The organism is Amycolatopsis coloradensis (assembly GCF_001953865.1).
Lineage (GTDB): Bacteria > Actinomycetota > Actinomycetes > Mycobacteriales > Pseudonocardiaceae > Amycolatopsis > Amycolatopsis coloradensis.
The window spans coordinates 1-16723 of sequence record NZ_MQUQ01000036.1 but is presented as its reverse complement, the minus strand read 5'-3'; the positions used below and the strand labels follow the sequence as shown (position 1 = coordinate 16723).

The 16723-nt window shown below is 68.0% G+C and carries 18 protein-coding genes; 9 read left to right on the top strand and 9 right to left on the bottom strand.

Translation table 11 applies throughout. From position 1 onward, the window contains the following. The first annotated feature begins 8 nt into the window (after window positions 1-8). The 3 genes from BS329_RS39615 to ligA all read left to right on the top strand — a co-directional run bounded on the left by BS329_RS39615 (window position 9) and on the right by ligA (window position 3693). Window positions 9-260 carry a hypothetical protein gene (locus BS329_RS39615; protein ID WP_076168504.1) on the top strand — a complete coding sequence of 84 codons (252 nt, stop codon included), beginning with the start codon at window positions 9-11 and terminating at the stop codon, window positions 258-260. Between the two features lie 289 nt (window positions 261-549). Next, window positions 550-1647 (top strand): calcium:cation antiporter, encoded by a 1098-nt coding sequence (locus BS329_RS39605; protein WP_076168500.1) that lies wholly within the window; start codon window positions 550-552, stop codon window positions 1645-1647. Between the two features lie 54 nt (window positions 1648-1701). Then, window positions 1702-3693, top strand: a complete 1992-nt coding sequence (ligA, locus tag BS329_RS39600; RefSeq protein ID WP_076168499.1) for an NAD-dependent DNA ligase LigA — start codon at window positions 1702-1704, stop codon at window positions 3691-3693. A gap of 54 nt (window positions 3694-3747) precedes the next feature. On the opposite strand, the gene BS329_RS39595 is transcribed toward ligA, so the two are convergent. The 4 genes from BS329_RS39595 to BS329_RS39580 are packed head-to-tail and all read right to left on the bottom strand — an operon-like array spanning window position 3748 to window position 8645. After that, window positions 3748-4899 (bottom strand): family 2 encapsulin nanocompartment cargo protein terpene cyclase, encoded by a 1152-nt coding sequence (locus BS329_RS39595; protein ID WP_076168497.1) that lies wholly within the window; start codon window positions 4897-4899, stop codon window positions 3748-3750. 25 nt (window positions 4900-4924) lie between these two features. Beyond that, window positions 4925-5788, bottom strand: coding sequence for a geranyl diphosphate 2-C-methyltransferase (locus BS329_RS39590; protein ID WP_084750804.1), 864 nt, complete (start codon window positions 5786-5788; stop codon window positions 4925-4927). A gap of 50 nt (window positions 5789-5838) precedes the next feature. Further along, window positions 5839-7227: a family 2B encapsulin nanocompartment shell protein gene (locus tag BS329_RS39585; RefSeq protein ID WP_076168493.1), complete on the bottom strand. Its 1389-nt coding sequence runs from the start codon at window positions 7225-7227 to the stop codon at window positions 5839-5841. After that, window positions 7224-8645: a family 2B encapsulin nanocompartment shell protein gene (locus BS329_RS39580; RefSeq protein ID WP_076168492.1), complete on the bottom strand. Its 1422-nt coding sequence runs from the start codon at window positions 8643-8645 to the stop codon at window positions 7224-7226. Before BS329_RS39580 ends, BS329_RS39585 begins: the two co-directional genes overlap by 4 nt. Window positions 8646-9326: 681 nt before the next feature. Between BS329_RS39580 and cmtR the strand changes: the two genes are divergently transcribed. From cmtR to BS329_RS39565, 3 genes are read left to right on the top strand one after another with little or no spacing between them, the layout of a single operon-like run. After that, window positions 9327-9668 (top strand): Cd(II)/Pb(II)-sensing metalloregulatory transcriptional regulator CmtR, encoded by a 342-nt coding sequence (gene cmtR, locus BS329_RS39575; protein WP_076168491.1) that lies wholly within the window; start codon window positions 9327-9329, stop codon window positions 9666-9668. Continuing rightward, window positions 9665-10318 carry a cation efflux transmembrane domain-containing protein gene (locus tag BS329_RS39570; protein WP_208619368.1) on the top strand — a complete coding sequence of 218 codons (654 nt, stop codon included), beginning with the start codon at window positions 9665-9667 and terminating at the stop codon, window positions 10316-10318. Before cmtR ends, BS329_RS39570 begins: the two co-directional genes overlap by 4 nt. A gap of 10 nt (window positions 10319-10328) precedes the next feature. After that, entirely contained in the window at window positions 10329-10940 is a 612-nt protein-coding gene (locus BS329_RS39565; RefSeq protein ID WP_076168489.1) for a class I SAM-dependent methyltransferase, read from the top strand. Window positions 10941-11245: 305 nt separating this feature from the next. Here BS329_RS39565 and BS329_RS39560 read toward each other — a convergent pair whose 3' ends face one another. After that, on the bottom strand, window positions 11246-11827 hold the full coding sequence (locus BS329_RS39560) for a TetR/AcrR family transcriptional regulator (protein ID WP_076168488.1): 582 nt from the start codon (window positions 11825-11827) through the stop codon (window positions 11246-11248). Between the two features lie 70 nt (window positions 11828-11897). Here BS329_RS39560 and BS329_RS39555 point away from each other — a divergent pair, with 70 nt between their 5' ends. After that, window positions 11898-12791: an NADP-dependent oxidoreductase gene (locus tag BS329_RS39555; protein ID WP_076168486.1), complete on the top strand. Its 894-nt coding sequence runs from the start codon at window positions 11898-11900 to the stop codon at window positions 12789-12791. A 6-nt stretch (window positions 12792-12797) separates the two neighbouring features. Here the strand turns inward: BS329_RS39555 and rraA are convergent, their stop codons facing one another. From rraA to BS329_RS39540, 3 genes are read right to left on the bottom strand one after another with little or no spacing between them, the layout of a single operon-like run. Continuing rightward, window positions 12798-13283 carry a ribonuclease E activity regulator RraA gene (gene rraA / locus BS329_RS39550; RefSeq protein WP_076168485.1) on the bottom strand — a complete coding sequence of 162 codons (486 nt, stop codon included), beginning with the start codon at window positions 13281-13283 and terminating at the stop codon, window positions 12798-12800. Then, window positions 13280-13822: a hypothetical protein gene (locus BS329_RS39545; protein ID WP_076168483.1), complete on the bottom strand. Its 543-nt coding sequence runs from the start codon at window positions 13820-13822 to the stop codon at window positions 13280-13282. Before BS329_RS39545 ends, rraA begins: the two co-directional genes overlap by 4 nt. Window positions 13823-13868: 46 nt before the next feature. Beyond that, entirely contained in the window at window positions 13869-14468 is a 600-nt protein-coding gene (locus BS329_RS39540; protein ID WP_076168482.1) for a TetR/AcrR family transcriptional regulator, read from the bottom strand. 62 nt (window positions 14469-14530) lie between these two features. Here BS329_RS39540 and BS329_RS39535 point away from each other — a divergent pair, with 62 nt between their 5' ends. Beyond that, entirely contained in the window at window positions 14531-14770 is a 240-nt protein-coding gene (locus BS329_RS39535; RefSeq protein ID WP_244197472.1) for a hypothetical protein, read from the top strand. Here BS329_RS39535 and BS329_RS39530 read toward each other — a convergent pair. Further along, the gene (locus BS329_RS39530; RefSeq protein WP_076168480.1) at window positions 14757-15671 is read right to left on the bottom strand and encodes an EamA family transporter; all 915 of its coding nucleotides are present in this window, start codon (window positions 15669-15671) and stop codon (window positions 14757-14759) included. The genes BS329_RS39535 and BS329_RS39530 overlap by 14 nt on opposite strands. Before the next feature lie 79 nt (window positions 15672-15750). Here BS329_RS39530 and BS329_RS39525 point away from each other — a divergent pair, with 79 nt between their 5' ends. Beyond that, complete coding sequence (locus BS329_RS39525) at window positions 15751-16623, top strand: LysR family transcriptional regulator (protein ID WP_076168478.1); 873 nt, start codon at window positions 15751-15753, stop codon at window positions 16621-16623. Window positions 16624-16723 lie beyond the last annotated feature (100 nt).

Here is a 16723-nt window from a genome sequence, read left to right as displayed (position 1 = left end):
TCAGACTGATGACCGCGCAGAGCACGATCACGGACGAGATCGGTGAAATCGGTGTCTGGCTGATGGGCGAGTTCGGCGGTCGCGTATCCACGGCCGTGATCAGCCGGGTCCTCAACGCGAGCAGGCGCGACCTCGAAGGCCGGATCGACCCCGAGGAACTGGGCGAAATGTTCCACACCCTGTGCCGGTTCCGGCTTCAGCGGATCGTGGCCTCGGACGAGCGGATCACGATCAAGGTCCCCGGCACTCGCGTTCCGTGAGCGGCACGGTGACGGTCTTGAGTCCCCGTACCCGCCGAAGCCGATCGGCGCGCCATTGACGGTGACCGTCCCGGTGCGCGTCCGCGTCGTCTTCGTCGTCTGCGTCGTCTGCGGGAATGACGACCAGCACCGGTCCGAAGATCTCTTCCTGGGGCGACGCGCATCGCACCGAGGGCGGCCGATCTCTTGTCGGGGACCCTTTGGGCGGAGTCGGCGTCCGCTAAGAACCTCGTCACCCAGCGCCCCACATGGAGCGGCGATGTCACGCAGGGTGTGCGAAGGTGACCTCATGGCCGCTTCGCGCAGACGATTCCCCGTGTCCTGGACCACCGTCACCCCGGTCCTCGCCATAGTGGTGCTGGCGCTGAGCTGGGGCCGTGACCTGGGCCCGGTTCCGGTGGCCATCGTCGCGCTCGCCCTCGGCGCGACCGTGCTGGCCGCGGTGCACCACGCCGAAGTGGTCGCGCATCGTGTCGGGGAACCCTTCGGCTCGCTGGTGCTGGCGATCGCGGTCACCATCATCGAGGTCGCGCTGATCGTCACGATGATGTCCTCCGGCGGGCCGGAGGCCGGGACACTGGCGCGCGACACGGTGTTCGCCGCGGTGATGATCACCATGAACGGCATCGCCGGGATCTCGCTCATGGTCGGCGCCCGCCGCTACGGCGAGACACATTTCAACCCGGAAGGCAGCGGCGGCGCCCTCGCCACCGTCGCGACGCTCGCCTCCGTCAGCCTCGTCCTGCCGACGTTCACCACCAGCACCCCCGGCCCGGCCTTCAACGGCACGCAGCTGACCTTCGCCGCGATCGCTTCTCTGTTGCTCTACGGCCTCTTCGTGCTCACCCAGACCGTGCGCCACCGCGACTTCTTCCTGCCGGTCGACAGCGACGGCTCCGTCAAGGAGGAGGAACACGCCGAGCCGCCGACCAAGAAGGCCGCGCTGACCAGCCTCGGTCTGCTGCTGGTCGCGCTGATCGCGGTCGTCGGCCTGGCGAAGGTCGAGTCGCCCGCGATCGAAGCCGGGGTCAGCGCGGCCGGTTTCCCGCAGTCGTTCGTCGGTGTCGTGATCGCACTGCTGGTCCTGCTGCCCGAGACCCTGGCCGCGACGCGGGCCGCCAGGCGCGACCGGATGCAGACCAGCCTCAACCTCGCTTACGGTTCGGCGATCGCGAGCATCGGCCTCACCATCCCGGCCATCGCGCTGGCGTCGATCTGGCTGGACGGGCCGCTGCTGCTGGGCCTCGGCGCGACCCACATCGTGCTGCTCGCGCTCACGATCGCGGTCAGCGTGCTCACCGTGGTCCCCGGCCGCGCGACCCGGCTCCAGGGTGGCGTGCACCTGGTGCTGCTGGCCTCGTTCCTCGTACTCGCCATCAACCCGTGACACGAGTCCTCTTCGGACGGTGTTCTGTCGGTGGTCACGGGTAATCTCTGCCCCGTGAACGCTCGGGACCGCATCCAAGAACTCGCCGATCAGATCGTCGTCCTTCGCGACGCCTACTACCGGGGCTCGCCGAAAGTGGCCGACGCCGACTACGACGCGATCGAAGACGAGTTGCGGGGGCTCATCGAGGCCAACCCGGAGCTGACGCCCGATCCGAACCCGCTGGACCAGGTCGGCGCGCCCGCCGTGCTGCACGCGCCCATCCGGCACTCGCGTCCGATGCTCTCGCTGGAGAAGGCGACCAAACCGGAGCAGGTCACGGCGTTCTTCACCCGGTTCCCCGGGCAGTCGGTGGTCGTCATGCCGAAGCTGGACGGCCTGTCACTGGCCCTGGTCTACGAGAACGGGCGGCTCGCCAGGGCGGTGACCCGTGGCGACGGGACCACCGGTGACGACGTGACCATGCTGGTGCGGGCGCTGACCGACGGCGTCCCGGAGCAGGTCGAGGCGCCCGGACGGGTCGAGGTGCGCGGCGAGGCGGTCATGCTGCGCTCCACCTTCGCCGCGTACAACGAGGTGCACCCGGACAAACCGCTGATCAACCCGCGTAACGCCGCCGCCGGTACCCTGCGGGCCAAGGACCCGGCCACCGTCGCCGAACGGCGCCTGCGGTTCTCCGCTTTCGACCTCTCCACCGAACCCGACAGCGCGGAAACCGATCTCGACGGCGCGCTGCGGACGCTCGGGTTCACCGCCGCCGACATGCGGCACTGCGAGGACGCCGAAGCGGCACAAGCCGTCATCACGACCATCGAGCAGCAGCGTCACGACCTCGACTACGACCTCGACGGTGCCGTGCTGCGCCTGGCGGATCGCGACGCCTACGCCGCCGCCGGAACCCGGTCCAGTTCGCCCCGCGGCGCGCTCGCCTTCAAGTTCGCCGCCGAGGAGAAGACCACCTTGCTCGCCGACGTGGTCTGGGACGTCGGCAAGACCGGCAAGATCGCGCCCGTGGCGTGGCTGGAGCCGGTGTTCGTCGGCGGGACCACCGTCACCCGGGCGACACTGGCCAACCAGGAGGTCATCCGCGCTCGCGGCATCAAGATCGGCGACACCGTATTGGTGCGCCGCGCAGGCGACGTGATCCCGTTCGTGGCGGGCGTCCTGGACGCCTCCAAACGCACCGGCGAGGAACGCGAGATCGTGCCGCCGTCGGTGTGCCCGTCCTGCGAAGAGCCGTTGACCGAACAGGGCAACAGCCGGGAACTGTTCTGCACCAACGTCGCCTGCCCCGCCCAGACCGTCCGGCGGCTGATCCATTGGGCTTCACGGGCGGCCGCGGACATCGACGCGATCGGCGGGGTCTGGATCGAGCGGCTCGCCGAGGCCGGGATCCTCGAACACCCGTCGGACTTCTACCGGCTCACCAAGGAAACGCTGCTGGAATTCGACCGCATCGGCGACATCTCCGCCACCCGCATGATCGAGTCGATCGACGCGAGCCGAGCCGTCGGGCTGCGCCGGGCGTTGATCGGCCTGGCCATCCCGATGGCCTCCGAAGGCACCGCCGCACGACTGTGCCGGGCGGGGTTCGGTTCGCTGGAGGACGTCGCCGAAGCGGGCGAAGAGGGTCTCGTGGCCGTGGAGGACATCGGCCCGAAGGTCGCCGCGTCCCTGATCGAACACCTCACCCGGCTGCGGCCCGAACTCGAGCGGCTGCGGGAGGTCGGTGTCTCGCTGGATGTGCGGGAAGAGGACCTCCCGCCGGTCGTCGTCGCCGGTGCGCCGCTGGAAGGGAAGACGGTCGTGGTCACCGGTTCGATCAGCGACCCCCGCTCCGGCGAGAAGGTCCCGCGCCCGACCTTCCAGCGGTTGTGCGAGAAGGCGGGCGCGACCACCGCGTCGTCGGTCTCGGCGAACACCGACATGCTCATCACCGGCGCCGACGTCGGGGCAGGCAAGATCGCCAAGGCCGAGAATCTCGAAGTCGAGGTCGTGGACCAAGGAGTGATCTGGCACCAGCTGATCGCGGCAGGCGTCGTCTAGCGTTTCGTCCTCTAGTTGCGGTAGCTCGTAACACGAACTACCGCAACTAGAGGACTAATTGCGGGGTTTCGTCCGGTACCGCGGGCTGGTCGAGTGCCATTCGAAGCCGCCGCCCATCCACCCTCGCAACCCACGCATGAACCGGTGCAGTTCCAGGGAAGGCACCCCGCTCAGTTTCTCGTGCGCCGCCTGGAAGTCCCGGACGACGTCGTTGTGCAACTCGACGGTGATCGCCGTGGCCTCTTCGATCGTGCACTTCCGGTCGTCGGCGATCAGCAGCACGGTGTTGCAGGGCGGCGATTCGTCCTCCAGATCCTTGGCGACCGAGTGCACGTCGTTGACGAGCACCGCAGCCGTCCCCGCCTGGATCGCCGCCTCTCGGACCCGCGGGTCGTAGTAGAGGTTCGACGTCAGTTCGTAGCCGCCGAGGACGTCGATCAACGTCATCGACGTGTAGAAGCTGTCATGCTGCCGGGCCGCGAGGTACTCCCACGCCGGCGGGTATTTCCCGCTGTGGCGCCACGCCGCGTACGCGGTCCAGCTCACGAACATCGCGAAGGTGGAATAGCAGACACGTTGCACCTGCGCGGGCGTCCCCGACCGCCGCAGGAAATCCGTCGCCGAATTCAGTGCCACCAGGACGCGGTCGCCTCGCAATGTCTTGTCGAGGTCGTGGCTGAACTCGCCCAAGGACGGCACCGGGTCCATCGCGGCCATCGCCAGCGCGAGCTTCGGCGGCAGTTCCGCGGGCACCGCTCCGAGCGAGGTGTCGTCGGCGTAGAGGTCGTCGGCCGCCCACCAGGCGGCGTTGAGCTTCGCCGAGATCAGCAGGCGGTCCGGATCCTCGCAGTCCGGGTGCGCGAGCATGACCAGCCTGCCGAAGCCCGCTTTCCCGATCTGCTCGCATTCCTCCTTGTCGAAACCGCACTCCCCCGCCCACGCGATCAGCCGCCGGTCGACCTCCTCACCGAGTGGATCGTTGATCCGTTCGGTGACGGGGCAGTACAGCGGCGGCGCCGAACCGTCACCCCATGGCCGGAACGCGTAGGCGGGATCGAGGCTGAGTTCCTCTGGTGGCGGAGGGATCTCCTCCGCCACCAGAGGAACAGCCGGGGGTTGAGCGAGCCGGGCCGCCAGTCGTGCGGCGGACGTGCCCAGCCCGCTGGGGCCGGCCAGCAAGGTGGCCAGAGCACCGTGTTCCGTCATCACTTCAACTCCGGTGGTCTCGGAATCAGACGCGGTCCGCGGCGATGAGCAGGTAGTGGAAGCTGCCTTCGCGGTAGGCGTCGAGGAAAGGCCCCTCGATACCGGTGGCCACCGACGACTTCGCCCGCAACTCCCAGTACGGGATCGTGTCCGCCGTCAGGTCCACCACCGAGATCGGCACCAGATCGTTCGCCGTCATCGCCTTGAAGTACTGGCTGCGTGGATGGATGTTGCAGGTGTAGTGCTGATCGATCTGCGCGACGGCCTTGGACCGGCCACCGGTCACATCGTTGTAGCACCCGGTGATGGTGACGTAGCGCCCGCCGAACTCCAGTTGCCGCGCGTGCTCGGCGAACAGCTCGAACAGGTCCACGTACATGGTGCTCTCGTTGTTCCAGATCCCCTTGCGCGAACCGGTTTCGAAGCCGGTGTCGAGCATGTTGCGGAAGTGGTACCGCACCCGGTCGGCGACCCCGCGCACGTTCGCCTGGTGGTTGGCGAACTCGACCTGCTTCTCCGAAATCGAGATCCCGTCGACGTGGCAGCCGAACCGCGCGTTCGCCATGATGCTGGACCCGCCGCGCCCACAGCCCGCGTCGAGCAGCCGGTCGTCCGGTTTGACGTCGCCGAGGTGATCGAGCAGGACGTCCGCCTGCGCGGTCTCCAGCCGGTGCATCTCGGCGATGATCCGCTCGTCGCGGGTGCTCTCGGGGCCTTCCAGCACCGACCAGTCGACCTCGCCCACCCCGTAGTGGTGGTGGTACAGCCCGTCCACGTCGCCCAATCGCAGGTTGACCGGATCCTTCTCCAGGTTCCAGTACGACGCCACCGACTTCTGGTACTCCGTGCGCAGAACCTTGGAGGGAGCGGGAGTGCGGGCAACGGTCACTTGTGTGGTCCTTTCTCGGGCGTTCGGTGTCATTGCGGCGGGACGAGGGGTCAACGCGCGACCTCGACGTTCTCCAGGACGCCGAGGGCGTCGGGCACGAGAACGGCCGCCGAGTAGTAGGTACTGACCAGGTAGGTGGCCACGGCCTGTTCGGTGATGCCGTCGAAACGCACGTTCAGGCCGGGCTCGTATTCGTCGGGCAGGCCGGTCTGGTGCAGGCCGATCACGCCGTTGTCCTCGACCCCGGTCCGCATGGCGAGGATCGACGACGTTCCCGCGTCGGTGATCGGGATCTTGTCGCACGGCAGCAGCGGCACCCCGCGCCAAGCGGCGACCACCTTGCCCTCGACCGTGGTGCCTTCCGGGTACAGCCTGCGCCGCGTGCATTCCCGGCCGAACGCGGCGATCGCGCGCGGATGGGCGAGGAAGAACTTCGTCTTGCGGCGGCGGCTGACGAGTTCGTCCATGTCGTCGGGTGTCGGCGGTCCGGACCGGGTCTGGAACCGCGACTTGAGGTCGGCGTTGTGCAGCAGCCCGAACTCCCGATTGTTGATCAGATCGTGTTCCTGCCGCTCCCGCAGTGCCGCGATGGTCAGCCGGAGCTGCTCGTCGAACTGGTTCATCGGCCCGTTGTAGAGATCGGTGACCCGCGTGTGCACCCGCAGCGCCGTCTGGGCGACGGCCAGGTCGTACTCGCGCGGTGAGATCTCGTAGTCGACGTACGTTCCCGGCAGCGGCGGCTCGCCGTCGTGCCCGGACGACATCTCGATCTCCGCCTCACCTTTGGCGTTCTGGGGTTTGGTCCCCAGCGCCAGCATGTCCTGCACGTGCCGGCGCATGGCCTCGGATCGGCCGTTGAGGTCGGCGAAGTCGTCGGCACGCAGGGTCAGCACGATCACCGGGGTGACCGCCTTGACGGTGAACGGCCAGTTCCGGTCGATCCCGGCGAGCATTTCGTCGCCGAAGTGGTCGCCGTCGGCCATGCCGCCGACGGCGGCCTCGGTGCCGTATTCGCCCGGCGCCACCTTGGCGACCTTGCCGTGGGCGACCAGTACGACCTCGTCCAGGGGAGAACCGTGGCTGACGATGGTCTCGCCGGGCTGGTACTCGTGCTGCACGAACCGGTCGGCGAGCGCGGTGAGCGTGTCCTCGTCGTCGAAACCGCGCAGCAGCGCCAATTCCGCCAGTTCCTGCGGGACGACCCTGACCTCGGTGCCGACGTTGGTGAAGCTCACCCGCCCGTCACCGATCGCGTACGTGAGCCGCCGGTTGACCCGGAACGTGCCACCGGTCGTCTCGACCCAGGGCAGCATCTTCAGCAGCCACCGCGGCGTGATGCTCTGCATCTGCGGCCGCGTCTTGGTGGTCGTGGCCAGGTTCCGCGCGGCCGCGGGGCCGAGACTGAGCCGCCGTTCGGCCTCCGGTGTCGTGGCGGTCATCCTTCGCGGCCGAGTTCTGCGGCTTCGAGCACGGCCAGCGCGTCCGGCACGAGCACGGCGGCGGAGTAGTACGTGCTGACGAGGTAGGAGATGATCGCCTGCTCCGAAATCCCCATGAAGCGCACGTTCAAACCGGGCTCGTACTCGTCGGGCAGGCCGAGCTGACGCAGGCCGACCACGCCTTGGCTCTGCTCGCCGGTGCGAATCAGGAGCACGGAACTGGTGCTGGTCCGGCTCACCGGGATCTTGTTGCACGGCAGGATCGGGATGCCGCGCCAGGACGGCACCTTGTGCCCGCCGAGGTCGGAGCCGATCGGGTAGATACCCCGTTTGCTGCACTCACGGCTGAACGCGGCGATCGTGCGCGGATGCGCGAGGAAGAAGCCGGGGTCCTTCCACACCAGGGAAAGCAGATCGTCGAAGTCGTCAGGGGTCGGCGGCCCGGTGCGCGTCGGGATGCGCTGGGAGAAGTCTGCGTTGTGCAGCAGGCCGAAGTCGCTGTTGTTGATCATTTCGTGCTCTTGCCGCTCACGCAGCGCCTCGATGGTCAGCCGGAGCTGTTGCTCGGTCTGGTCCATCGGATGGTTGTAGAGGTCGGACACGCGGCTGTGGATCCGCAGCACGGTCTGGGCGACGCTCAGTTCGTATTCGCGCGGCGCGGTCTCGTAGTCGACGAACGTGCCCGGCAGCAGCGGTTCGCCGTCGTGGCCGGAGGAGATGTCGATCTCCGCCTCGCCGAAGTCGTTGGCACGCCCCGTGTCCTGGGTAGCCTGTGCGATCTGGGCTTGCAGGGATTCGGACTGCTCCAGCACGTGTTGGAAGGCCTGACGGGACAGCGTCAGCACGGTGCAGGCCGTGGTCGCCTTCGCGGTGAACTCCCAGATGCCGTCGCCTCCGACGAGCGCCTGCGCGCCGAAGTAGTCGCCGTCCTTGACCACGCCGAGCGCGGTCTCGTCGCCGTAGTGACCGGGGCCGCTCTTGGTGATCTTGCCGTGCGCGATGAGGTAGACGCGGTCGGCCCGGTGCCCGAACTCGACGAGCACGTCGCCCGCGGAGACCTCCTGCTGTTCGAAGCGGCGGGCGAGTTCTTCGAGGACCTCTTCGTCGTCGTAACCCTTGAGCGGCTTCAGTTCGCCCAGTTCCGCCGGGATCACGCTCACCTCGGTGCCTGCCTTCGAGAACGTCACCCGTCCGTCGCCGACCGCGTAGCTGAGCCGTCGGTTGACCCGGTAAGCGCCACCGTTGACCTGAACCCAGTCGAGCATCTTCAGCAGCCACCGGGACGAAATGCCCTGCATCTGCGGAACGGTTTTGGTCGTGGTCGCCAGGTTGCGCGCGGCGGCCCGGCCCAAACTCAGCTGCGGGTTTTCCGACCCCTGGACACCTTCGGCGGAAGTGTCCGATTCGGTCACGGTCACAGCAAGGTCCACCCTTCGATAGTCACGTGAACAAACTAGATCCACACAGGACCCATTCAAACGGCGCGGCGTGCCGGTTATTTCCCGTGGTGGCGGCCCCGCACGGATCAACATAGCAAGGTGTTTTGCCAGCACAAGCGCACTTTCGGGTAATGGGGAAAGGCCACCCGAATGCCGGTTCGCCATTGTTGGCGCAATCATTTGTGAACGTGACCCGACTGTTGAACAGCGCCACGCGCTTGGGGCAGTAAATGTTCTCAAGTGTTAGACGGAGCCGCCTCGAAACTCCTGGACGTGCCGGCGATACGGCCGTTGGAGTGGGTCAGGCGCACACTTTCGGGTCATCCGCTCGCCCGTGGTCGAGGATGGCTTGACGGACGGCGACGAAACAGAGGGTCGCGTCCGGACACTCCGTCGTGTCAGTCGTCCCCGGTGACCACTCCGGACTCGTGCGCCCGGATCACCGCTTGCACGCGGGTGGCGATCCGGAGCTTGACCAGAATCCGTCGCGCACTGGCTTCACGGTGCCCGTGGCGATGTCGGCGTCGGAGGCCAAGCAGGACCGCGGACGCGCGAGTCCATTTCGGACAGTCCGGCGATCGTGGTGAGTGCCTCCTCCGCGCCGGCCCGAACAGGGGCGAAGGCTCTCAATACGTCAGCGAATGCTGTACTGTTCTGACTGTGCTGACATGTGAGACCCAGGGCGCCGCGCTCGCCCGGCTGGGACGCGCGCTCGCCGACCCGAACCGGTGCAAGATCCTGGTCACCCTGCTCGACGGAGTGAGCTATCCCGGCCAGTTGGCCGCACAGCTCGGCTTGAGCCGCTCCAACGTGTCCAACCACCTCGCTTGCCTGCGAGGTTGTGGTCTGGTCGTGGCAACCTACGAAGGCCGCCAGGTCCGCTACGCACTCGCCGACGCCCACCTCGCCCGAGCGCTGCGCGAACTGGTGCAGGTCGTGCTTGCCGTCGATACGGCAGAGCCCTGCGTGGACGACGAAGCCGACCTTCGGGTGCTCCGGTGAGCGATACCTGCGCGGACGGCTGCTGCACAACCAGGTCCACTGTGGGCACGCTGGGCTCGGATCGCCGCGCCGTGCTGTCGCGCCGCGTGCGGCTTCTGGTCGCCGCGACCATCACGTACAACGTCGTCGAAGCGGTCGTCGCCATCTCCGCGGGTACGATCGCCTCCTCGACCGCGTTGATCGGTTTCGGCCTGGACTCGGTCATCGAAGTCGCCTCCGCCACGGCCGTCGCCTGGCAGTTCTCCGGCAAGGACCCCGCGGCGCGTGAACGCACCGCACTCAAAGTCATCGCGGTGTCGTTCTTCGCACTCGCCGCCTATGTCGCTGTCGAGTCCGTCCGCGCGCTGTTCGGGGCCGACCCCGCCGAGCATTCCACCGTCGGCATCGTGCTGGCGGCGATCTCGCTGCTCGTGATGCCGTTCCTTTCGCACGCCCAGCGTCGCGCCGGCCGCGAACTCGGCTCCGCGAGCGCCGTCGCCGACTCGAAACAGACCTTGCTCTGCACGTACCTCTCCGGTGTGCTGCTCGTCGGGTTGCTGCTCAACAGCCTGTTCGGCTGGTACTGGGCCGATCCGCTGGTCGCGCTCGTCATCGCCGCCGTCGCGGTCAAGGAAGGCCGCGAAGCCTGGCGCGGTGAACACTGCTGCTGAAAGGAGCGTCATGACCCGGCCCGCGCGGTGGAACCGTTACTGGGACGGCAAATCCCGGAACTACGACCGGGAGATGCAGTTCCTCGACCGGAAGCTGTTCGGCGACTCCAGGTCGTGGGCCTGCGGGCAGGCGAGCGGCGACGTCCTCGAGGTCGCCGTCGGCACCGGCCTGAACCTGCCCCTCTATCCCGGCGGCGTCACGCTCACCGGCATCGACCTCAGCGACGGCATGCTCGACATCGCCCGTGGTCGCGCCGAAAGCCTCGGTCATCCGGTGACCTTGCGCCGGGCCGACGCCCACGACCTGCCCTTCGACGCGGGTTCGTTCGACACCGTGGTCTGCACCCTCGGGCTCTGCGCCATCCCCGACCACGGCAAGGCGTTGGGGGAAATGGCCCGGGTCCTGCGGCCCGGTGGCCGCCTCATCCTGCTCGACCACATCGCGAGTTCGTCACGTGCCGTCCGCGGCCTGCAATGGCTCACCGAAAAGATCACCGTGCCGATGGCGGGCGAGCACTTCCTCCGGCGCCCGTCCGACAAGATCGGCGACCTCGGCCTGACCGTCGAGCGCCGCGAGCGCTTCAAACTCGGGCTGGTGGAACGGCTCGTCGCCCGCAAATGAACCGTGTCAACGGGTGGAGCGAGCACGGTGACTGTGGCGGTCGTCAGCAGCGGAAGCGCCGATTGCGCGCGCCCCGGCGGTCGACCCGCCCCCTTCTCCGCACAGGCCGGGGATTGCCTTTCGGCCGACGAGTACGCCGGGAGCAACGGTGAGTTCAGCGACCGCGCGGAGTCACTGACAAGGTAGCTCCTGGACGCCATCGGTGCCCCGGCGGAACTCGATTCGCAGATCGTCGCGCACACCGTGACCGCGCTCTTCGAGATGGCCACGCGGTTCGTGCTCACCGATCCTGGTCGCCGTCGGGCTCACTCGGAACGACAGGTGACTTCCCAGGCCGCGTCGATCATCCGGAAGATCTCGTCCACCGCGCTCTCCGGATCGGCCGCCTCACGGCCCAGCGAGTAGGCGTCGAGCGCGAACCTCGCGATCGTCCGGCAAGCCGTCGTGCTCCGCGACAGGCCCGGATCGGCGGCGATGGCCGTGGCCAGCGACTCCGCATGACGCAGCCGCATCGAATCTTCGTACTCCCGCAGAGCGGGCGTGTCGTCGATCATGCGCCAGATCGCGGCGACCCCGTCCGCAGTGCAATGCCGCACCATCGCGTGGATCTGGTGACGCAGCGCGGGGATGAGCGGCTCGTGCGGAGCCCGGTCGGCGACCGCCTGCGTGAGGCCCTGCTCGAAGGCCTCGTCCTGCCCGAACACCAAGGCCTCTTTCGAAGCGAAGTGCGAGAAGAGCGTGGTGACGGCGACGTCAGCCTCCGCGGCCACTTCACGGATGCCCACCGCTTCGTACCCGCGTTCCAGGAAGAGCCGCAGGGCGGTTTCGGCGATCTTCTGCCGGGTCGCGGCCTTCTTGCGCTCACGACGTCCGGGCGGTTCGTTCATGTCGCAACGCTATCAGATGCAAAAGTGAATCAGTTTCAAAAGGCTAACCGTTAGTGCTACGGTCGATCTCATGAAGAAAGTGATGTTCGCCGAGTTCGGCGGTCCGGATGTCCTGCGGCTCATCGACGCCGAGGAGCCTCACGCGGGCCCAGGTCAGGTACGCATCGCGGTGCGGGCGGCCGGGGTGAACCCGGTCGACTGGAGGGTCCGCGAGGGCCAGGTCCTGGGGGCTCACCCGACAGTGCTGCCTTCGGGGGTCGGTCTGGACGCCTCGGGGACGGTGGACGAAGTCGGCGAGGGCGTCGAAGGAGTCGAGATCGGGGACCCCGTGTTCGGTGAAGGTTCGAGCACCTATGCCGAGTTCGCGGTGCTGTCGGCCTGGGCCAAGATGCCCGCGGGCCTGACGTTCGAAGAGGCGGCCGGATACCCCTCCGTGGTGGAGACCGCACTGCGCCTCGTTCGCGAAGTCGATGTAATGGCCGGGCAGACGCTGCTGGTCAGCGGCGCATCCGGTGGAGTCGGATCGGCGGTACTCCAGATCGCCCGCGAACGCGGCATCACGGTGATCGGCACGGCCGGGACCGCGAACCAGGACTATTTGCGCGGCCTCGGCGCCATCGCCACGACCTACGGCGACGGCTGGGCCGAGCGGGTGCGGCAGCTCGGCCAGGTCGACGCGGCACTCGACCTGGCGGGCTCGGGCGTGATCCCCGAACTCGTGGAGCTGACCGGGGATCCGCACAAGGTGATCAGCATCGCCGATCTCGGCGCGCCGGAGTTCGGCGTCCGATTCTCGGGCGTGGCCGGGAGTGTGCCGGACGCGCTCGCCGAGGCAGCGCGGCTCATCTCACAGGGAAAGCTCCACATCCCGGTCGAGAAGTCGTACACGCTGGCCGAAGCCGCGGCGGCGCATGTCGACAGCCACGCCGGTCACACCCGCGGACGCCGGGTCATCGTCGTCTGAGCTGGTTCAGGCGGTTGTCGAGGGAAGGACCACGACACCGTCTTCGTCGGAGTAGAGCGTGTCGCCGGGAATGAAGGTCACTCCCCCGAACCCGACCGGGACGTCGACGGCGCCGGCACCGGCCTTGGAGCTCTTGCGCGGGTTGGTGCCGAGCGCCTTCACCCCGAGCGGGAGTTCGGCCAGCTCGGCGCTGTCACGGACGGCGCCGTTGACGACCACTCCGGCCCAGCCGTTGTCGACGGCCGACTTCGCGATCATGTCGCCGGTGAGCGCGCTGTGCAGGGAACCGCCGCCGTCGATCACCAGGACACCGCCGTCGCCCGGAGTGGCCAGCAGCTTCTTGACCAGGCCGTTGTCTTCGTGGCAGGAGACCGTCCGGATCGGGCCGGAGAACTTCCGATGCCCGCCGAACTGGCGGAACTGGGTGTCGCAGACGCGCAGCCGGTCGCCGTGTTCGTCGACGAGGTCGGCGGTGGTGAAGGAATCGATCACGGCGCCTGAGTGTAGGTGGTCGTGGCCGCCCGGTGCCGGGTCTGCACGATCAGCTTCGCCACATTCGCCGCGTCGGCGATCGCCCGCAATTCCAGTACCGGAGGTGCCCACGCGCCTCGAAGTTCTTTTTCCCGGAACTGCACCCGACTCCACCAGCCGCCGAAGGAGATCGTGCCGACGCCCGATGCATCGGCCTTGACCCGCGGCGGCAGGAGGAGGTACGGGAGCCAGGCCCAGCGGAACTCCGTGCCGTTGGGCCAGCTCGCGACGAAGATGATCCGGTGGCTGGTGACCAGATAGGACATGGCGCGATCCCGTGCCCGCCGATCGCTCGCACGTTGCAGTAAAAGGCCGAAGAGGACGACGTAGGCCCCGACGAGCAGAGACCATCCCGAGAAATGGCGCCTGAGGACGATCAGGAAGACGACCAGTCCGGTGATCGCGATCATCTGCGTGTACTCGGGAAACCACTTTCGCGGGCGCTGCGATGTCCCGGCCCACAACACTTCTTCGCCTTCTTGCAGCGGATACGTCTGCATCGAACCCTCCCCTAGGTCGTCATCGGGAGTACGTCCGGTGAGTCCGTCACGTTGCCTCGGGCGGGAACACCGAGTCCAGCGCGTGGGTGAGGATGGCGACGGGGTCTTCCGCCGGGGCGACCGTCTGGCGCAGAGCGAGGCCGATGCCCAAGGCTCCCAGCATCACGACTGCCTGGTGGAGCGGCATCGCGGGTTCGAGACCCAACCGCTTCGAGTGCTCGACGAGCAGCGCGACGACCTCATCGTCGTGACGCCGCTGGATGGCGGCGACGAGGTCGGCGGTTTCGGGTTGCCGCGCCGTCGCCGCGAGCACTTCCGCGGCCGCCGCGCTCCACTTCGCCGCGTCCTTGTCCGCGACATCCGCGGGGCGCAGCGCGGCGATCACCTCGTCGCGGGTGGTGGCGCGGGCGAGGGCTTCCCGCAGGCCATGGAGATGGGTGTCCGCACTCGCTTCGATGATCGCGAGCCACAGTCCTTCTTTACCGCCGAAATGCTTGTAGACGGCGCCGCGGGTGTAACCGGCGTCGGCCGCGATCTCCTCGACCGTCGCTGCCAGGAAGCCGCGCCGCAGGAACACCTGGCGCCCGGCGTCCAGTAGGTGTTCATGGGTGCGTCGCTGCTGCTCGGCCCGTGTCAGCCTGGTCATCGCCCGCCAATTCAGTAACAGAACGTTTCTGGAAACACGATGTTACTGTATCGTCGGAGTACATGGAGTTCCTGGCACCCGTGGCCGCGTTTCTCAGTCTCCCCCTCTTTCTGGCCGGGTTCGCGTGGTACGCCGCACGTGCCCGCCGGGCCGGTGTCAGCCAGTCACTCCTGGCGCCGATCGAGGAGATCTGGGATCCGATCGCCCACAAGACGAACATCGAGATCCAGGTCGAGGCCGAACGAAGCCCAGAGACGCCCTCACCAGGAGATCCGCCCCATTTCTTCACTATCCGACCGTGACATGCCGGTCTCGGCCAGGCTTGGTCTTCGGGGTGATCTGGCCGGCCACGATCGCGGCCAGTGCGAGGGCGAAACCGGCGAGCTGGATCGGGCCGAGACCCTGACCGAGCAGGACGGCGCCGAGTACCGCGGCGACCATCGGTGAGAGCAGGCCGAGGACGGCGACCGAAGTGACCGGCAGGGACGTGATGCCGCGGAACCACAGGACGTACGCGAGCAGGCCGCCGATCAGGCCGAGCCAGAGGTAGCCGAGTGCCGCGTTCAGGTCGATGGCGGGCGGCGCGCCTTCGAACAGGAAAGTCACCGGCACCAGGAACAGTCCGCCCGCGGTGAGCTGCCACGAGGCGAACGCCGTCGGCCCGACGTCCGCCGGGCGCCCCCACCGTTTGGTGAGGGTGACGCCCAGCGCCATGGTCGCGGCGCCACCGAGACCGGCGAGGACTCCGACGAGGTCGAAGCCCGCCGCAGGGCCGATGACGACCAATCCGACGCCCACGATCCCGACGATTCCCCAGGCGAACCGCCACGCGGACGGGCTCTGCCGCAGCACGGCCACGGCCAAGATCGCGACGAGGAGCGGCTGTGCGGCGCCGAGCGTGGCGGCGACTCCTCCTGGCAGCCGTTCGGCGGCGAGGAACAGCAAAGGGAAGAACATCCCGATGTTGAGGACGCCGAGCGCGGCCGCCTTCAGCCACCAGGTGCCGCGCGGGAGGGTGCGGGTGATGGCCAGCGCGATCAGGCCCGCGGGCAGGGCGCGCATGAGTCCGGCGAACAGCGGATGCCCGGCCGGGAGGAGTTCGGTGGTGACCACGTAGGTCGTCCCCCAGACCATGGGAGCGAAGGCGGTCAGCGCGGTGCCGGTGAGTCCGGCGGTGAGCGGGGCGGTCGTCAGCGTTTTCACGCTTCTCAGCTTGAGTCCCGACGATCAATGAGTCCAACGCATGTTTGTCACGTGATCCATCTTGATTCAAGATGAATCCATGGAGCTTCAGCAGATGCGCTACGTCGTGGCGGTGGCGGAGACGAACAGCTTCACGCGCGCGGCGGAACGGTGCCTCGTCGTGCAGTCGGCGCTGAGCCACCAGATCGCGCGGCTGGAACGGGAACTCGGCGCGAGGCTGTTCGAGCGGACGAGCCGCCGGGTGCGGCTCACCGCCGCGGGCGAGGTGTTCCTGCCCGCGGCCCGCCAATGTCTCGAGGCGGCCGAACGGGCGGGTTCGGAGGTCGCGGCGGCTGTCGGCGAGATCCGCGGGCGGCTCACCGTCGGCGTCATCCCGACCGTCGCGGCGGTCGACGTCCCCGCCGCGTTGCAGACGTTCCACCGGCGCTATCCGCACGTCCGGATCGGGCTGCGGGTCGGCGCGAGCGAGGACCTGGTGGAGCAGGTCAAGGACAGCGCGATCGAAGTCGCGTTCCTCGGGCTCCCGATGTCGGCCCGGCCGGAAGGGGTCGGTACCCGCGAACTGGGGCGTGACGACCTGGTCGCCGTGGTGGCGCCCGCTCATCCCCTCGCCGACGAGTCCGAAGTGGACTTGAGCAGGCTTTCGTCGGAGGTGTTCGTGGACTTCCCGGCGGGAACCGCGGGGCGTGCCCAGACGGACCAGGCGTTCGCCGCCGCGCGGGTGACCAGGGAGGTCGCCTTCGAGGTGACGGCCGCCGACTTCATGGCGCGGCTCATCCACCAGGGGCTGGGGGTGGCGCTGCTGCCGTCGAAGTACGTGCCGAACCTGACCGGCGTGGTCACCGTGCCGGTGACGGACGCGCCCGCGCGCATCGAGCATCTCGTCTGGAACCGGTTCACGGTGACGCCTGCCGCCAAGGCGTTCCTCGAGGTGCTGGACGACCGCAAGTAGTCCTCTGGTTGCGGTCTGGGGCTTGCGCGGGTGTCACCCCTGGGTGTCGCGAAAGCCACTTTCGGGACATCAGGTGTCCCGAAAGTGGCTTTCGCGACAC

What these genes read in the sequence shown, in the direction of transcription:
- BS329_RS39615 (WP_076168504.1), top strand. Translation starts at nt 9, where the DNA reads ATGACCGCGCAGAGCACGATCACGGACGAGATCGGTGAAATCGGTGTC.
- BS329_RS39605 (WP_076168500.1), top strand. Translation starts at nt 550, where the DNA reads ATGGCCGCTTCGCGCAGACGATTCCCCGTGTCCTGGACCACCGTCACC.
- BS329_RS39595 (WP_076168497.1), bottom strand. Translation starts at nt 4,899, where the DNA reads ATGACGGAACACGGTGCTCTGGCCACCTTGCTGGCCGGCCCCAGCGGG.
- BS329_RS39585 (WP_076168493.1), bottom strand. Translation starts at nt 7,227, where the DNA reads ATGACCGCCACGACACCGGAGGCCGAACGGCGGCTCAGTCTCGGCCCC.
- BS329_RS39565 (WP_076168489.1), top strand. Translation starts at nt 10,329, where the DNA reads ATGACCCGGCCCGCGCGGTGGAACCGTTACTGGGACGGCAAATCCCGG.
- BS329_RS39560 (WP_076168488.1), bottom strand. Translation starts at nt 11,827, where the DNA reads ATGAACGAACCGCCCGGACGTCGTGAGCGCAAGAAGGCCGCGACCCGG.
- BS329_RS39555 (WP_076168486.1), top strand. Translation starts at nt 11,898, where the DNA reads ATGAAGAAAGTGATGTTCGCCGAGTTCGGCGGTCCGGATGTCCTGCGG.
- BS329_RS39545 (WP_076168483.1), bottom strand. Translation starts at nt 13,822, where the DNA reads ATGCAGACGTATCCGCTGCAAGAAGGCGAAGAAGTGTTGTGGGCCGGG.
- BS329_RS39540 (WP_076168482.1), bottom strand. Translation starts at nt 14,468, where the DNA reads ATGACCAGGCTGACACGGGCCGAGCAGCAGCGACGCACCCATGAACAC.
- BS329_RS39535 (WP_244197472.1), top strand. Translation starts at nt 14,531, where the DNA reads ATGGAGTTCCTGGCACCCGTGGCCGCGTTTCTCAGTCTCCCCCTCTTT.
- BS329_RS39525 (WP_076168478.1), top strand. Translation starts at nt 15,751, where the DNA reads ATGGAGCTTCAGCAGATGCGCTACGTCGTGGCGGTGGCGGAGACGAAC.